Annotated in this window: 5 protein-coding genes and 1 pseudogene; 4 read left to right on the forward strand and 2 right to left on the reverse strand. The window is 42.8% G+C overall.

What is annotated here, in order from left to right; translation table 11 throughout:
* The first annotated feature begins 202 nt into the window (after positions 1 to 202).
* Positions 203 to 373, forward strand: coding sequence for a hypothetical protein (locus tag RMO35_RS11520; protein WP_309741354.1), 171 nt, complete (start codon positions 203 to 205; stop codon positions 371 to 373).
* Positions 374 to 503: 130 nt separating this feature from the next.
* Here the strand turns inward: RMO35_RS11520 and RMO35_RS11525 are convergent, their stop codons facing one another.
* Together RMO35_RS11525 and RMO35_RS11530 are read right to left on the reverse strand one after the other, a co-directional pair.
* Complete coding sequence (locus RMO35_RS11525) at positions 504 to 854, reverse strand: hypothetical protein (RefSeq protein WP_309741355.1); 351 nt, start codon at positions 852 to 854, stop codon at positions 504 to 506.
* A complete protein-coding gene (locus tag RMO35_RS11530; protein ID WP_309741356.1) occupies positions 835 to 1068 on the reverse strand; it encodes a hypothetical protein in 234 nt (77 codons plus the stop codon). Before RMO35_RS11530 ends, RMO35_RS11525 begins: the two co-directional genes overlap by 20 nt.
* 205 nt (positions 1069 to 1273) lie before the next feature.
* Here RMO35_RS11530 and RMO35_RS11535 point away from each other — a divergent pair, with 205 nt between their 5' ends.
* From RMO35_RS11535 to RMO35_RS11545, 3 genes and pseudogenes are all read left to right on the forward strand, one after another.
* Entirely contained in the window at positions 1274 to 1870 is a 597-nt protein-coding gene (locus RMO35_RS11535) for a recombinase family protein (RefSeq protein WP_309741357.1), read from the forward strand.
* Positions 1871 to 2163: 293 nt separating this feature from the next.
* Positions 2164 to 2760: an HAD-IA family hydrolase gene (locus RMO35_RS11540; RefSeq protein ID WP_309741358.1), complete on the forward strand. Its 597-nt coding sequence runs from the start codon at positions 2164 to 2166 to the stop codon at positions 2758 to 2760.
* Between the two features lie 198 nt (positions 2761 to 2958).
* Positions 2959 to 3426 (forward strand): annotated as a pseudogene (locus tag RMO35_RS11545) (hypothetical protein); the annotation flags it as partial.

The following is a 3426-nucleotide window of genomic DNA, read 5'->3' on the forward strand; positions in this document are numbered from 1 at the left end:
CCGCTCGGATCGCCAATTTTCTAACGAGAGCGAGCATGGTAAAGTCTAACAGAGCTTCACCTAAAGATTCTATTTGTTCGATCGTTATCAAACACGACGAGCGAGCAACTTAGTATTTGTTTAATCTTAGTAAAGAATACACCTACCGCTCTAATCGGTAACGATATCGCTCGCGATTCGCGCCTATTTCCGCTCGATGACGGTGAAAATTGTTACCCAAGGGGATCTTTCTGCCAATAGTAATACGAACCTCAAGGGTCAATTATTCACCAAGAAGAATATTACTATTAATGGTCAGACAACGATCGTTGGTAGCATCTACGCGCTCTTGAATGTGAGCATTGGTGGTAATACTACTACAGTGGCGAAGTGAGGATTAACTTAAAATATTTTGGCACGGTAATGTCGATCGAGCAAAATCAAATAACACTGTCAAGTTCAACTTCAAAAAACTCAACATAACCTTTAACTTTAAGCCATTCGCCAAGCCCAAACAGACAACTTTAGGAAAGATTTAGCCTCCTGATACGTTCTAGCAGAACATCGCTACATTCCTCGCTCACCCCAAATTGCCGCACGATCTGATTTGACGCTTCAGTTTTACCTAATAATACACTTTGGAGGACTGCGGTGAGAACCTCGTAACTCGATCGAATAAAACCTTCACTGATACTTAAAGTAGTAAAGTCGCCAATGATTCTGGCTTTGCACAAGCTCGAACCGGAGGATAGATCGATAAAGACTTCGCCGACACCTTGCTTTTGAGTTTTGATGATGTCTGTACCGATTCCAATCGCGCGACGGAGGGTGTCAAGATGAAGCTGTAGGTTATTTTTATCCGCCAGAAGCTTCATCCAGGCATAAGCGGAGCGAGATGGAGCAGCTAAGGCAGCAGGAGTAACTTGATGTTGGGTACAGATTGACAGAGGTTTGGTCGGTATTCCGGCACAGTAGCGATCGCACTGGCAATACTATTCTATTGCCAAGAGCCACCTTAAATAGTAGTAGATTGATGTGAGATTGCTGTTTGAGGACGTTTTTGAGTTTCAGGGGTGAAGGAGGGGGCATGGAGGACTAAAGTTATATTCAGAGGTAGTTTGTAGATTCAAATTCAAACTTACCTTACAACTCTACTTATAGCCATCTGGAATCTCTGGGCGACAAGATAGTATGAAAACCTGCAAGACTAACATCAACGCTTCATGACCACGATAGTTTGAGGACGATAAATGGGTAGATTAAGAGTAATTATGTACTCGATATTACAGGTAAGATGAAAGTTGCTATTTATTGCTGTGTGAGTGCCCACGACCAAAACTGCAAACAACAAGAGAGGGTGTTGAAAGAGTATGCGGAGAAATGTGGGTTTAAGGTTGAGGGTGTGTGGAGTGAAACTAAGTTAGAGACGAAGCAGCGGAAAGCAATTATGAAGCTTGCCAGAGAGGGAAAGATCGATTCAGTATGGGTGACAAGGTTAACCCAATGGGGTAGATCTGCATCAGACTTGGTACAGACTATTGAAGAGTTACATGCTTTAAATATTAGTTTATTTTCTCTAGATGGGTTTAATTGCGATCGATCTACCGATCGAGGAGAGATGATTTTTGGAATAATAGATATGTTTGCACAATTCGATAGAGATTCGATAGCAGAAAGAAGGAAGCTTGAAAGATCGTTTATGAATATATTCGGCAAAACTCATTGGTTCTGTTTTAAGCTTTTAATTAACATTTTATTTGGGATTATAGTTACCGTATTAACTGCCAAGCAACAAACAATCATTCAAGGCATGTATTTTCTTACATTTTCTATATTCACTTCTAGCTTAATGAATTCACTTGATTCATTTATTTTAGGAAAAAGTAAATAGATGATAGCTGGTTTTTAGAAAGAGACTCTATAATATTAATATTTAATCTCCTCTTTTTATATGTATTCTGAGGATGTTCTAACTGATTAGGAAGTTGCAAGCTTGCTTTCCTGAATGGACGGGTCTTCGTTAATCATGGATCACTCTAGCCTAAAGTCAGATTATACCGACAGTGCATTCGCACTGTGTCGGCTTTGCCGAATCACCTACGTCAATTTGGCGCGGGCGGTGGCAACTCCCTTTGAGACATTTGTTGGTGTAAGCTAAAAGCATTGTCTCGATCTTTGTGCCTGATGTCTGTTTCCTTCGCTCGACGTGACTGTTGGATTTTCGATATGGACGGGACGCTAACCATCAGTATCCACGACTTCGATGGCATCAAGCGCATTCTGGGGCTACCGAGCAATCGACCCATCTTAGAAGCTCTCAACGACCTGCCTGCCGCTCAAGCGGCTCAGTTACACCAACAGCTCGATGCTTTGGAACTAGATATCGCCCACCAAGCCACGGCACAGGTCGGTGCCAGAGAACTCCTGACTAAATTGCGCTCGCGGGGCGATCGGATCGGTATTCTGACTCGGAATAGTAAACCCAATGCCCAGGCGACCCAAGCCGCTTGCGGATTAGCTGAATTCTTTCCAACAGAATTAATCCTTAGTCGCCATTGTTGTCCGCCTAAGCCAAGTCCAGACGGGATTTGGCAATTGCTATCAAGTTGGAAAGCATCCCCCGATCGATCCGTTATGGTGGGAGATTATCTATTCGATCTCGAAGCTGGGCGACAGGCTGGTAGTGCTACTGTCTATCTCGATCCAACTGGGGAATTCCCGTGGCAAGATCGCGCCGATTTGCCAATTACGACCTTAGCTGAACTCGCTGCTATGCTTTAGAATTGCAGGTGGAAAGTTTCAATCGAGCAATAGTAGACAAGAGTTTCGAGCTATCCTTTTAGTGATACACTAAATTTATGTGGATCTGGGTAAAAACCAGTCGTTAGATCGCACCGATCGCCGTATCAGAGAAAGGGTAGCCCAGAACTCATCCAAGTCAATAGTTAAATTGAGCTTGCTATTGCCAGAGGTACGAATATGTGGCTAGAGTATGGCATCGATCCCAATGGCGAAATAGCTTGTGGAGTGATGCCCCTAGATCGGTTTAGCAAGTTTCAAAGTTTAGCAATTGTGGCTAAATTAAAAAAGTTAGAAACAAGAGTTGTTGAGGCTGACGTAAAAAACTCTATAGACTTACCAGATTTATTAACAGATATAAAGTTATATAAAAACCACGTCAAGCGAATCTTATCTCAAACTCTCTACTTTTTAAAAATAGTTAGCGACTCCACCACCATTTATAAAATCGGCGTGACTGTTCGCGAGATCTCCGAGCGCATAGACGAGATCGAGCCAGAGCTAAAAGCGGCGTTAGCGGAGTCGTTCTGGTCGGAAAACCCGAACATAGAAACGACCCAAGCAGGCGATCGAATTAGCATTGAGACGATCGGACTGTGGGAAAATCATGGTGGATTGGAACGATATTTCATCTATAAATATCAAAAA

The sequence above is a fragment of the Chamaesiphon sp. OTE_20_metabat_361 genome, assembly GCF_031364565.1.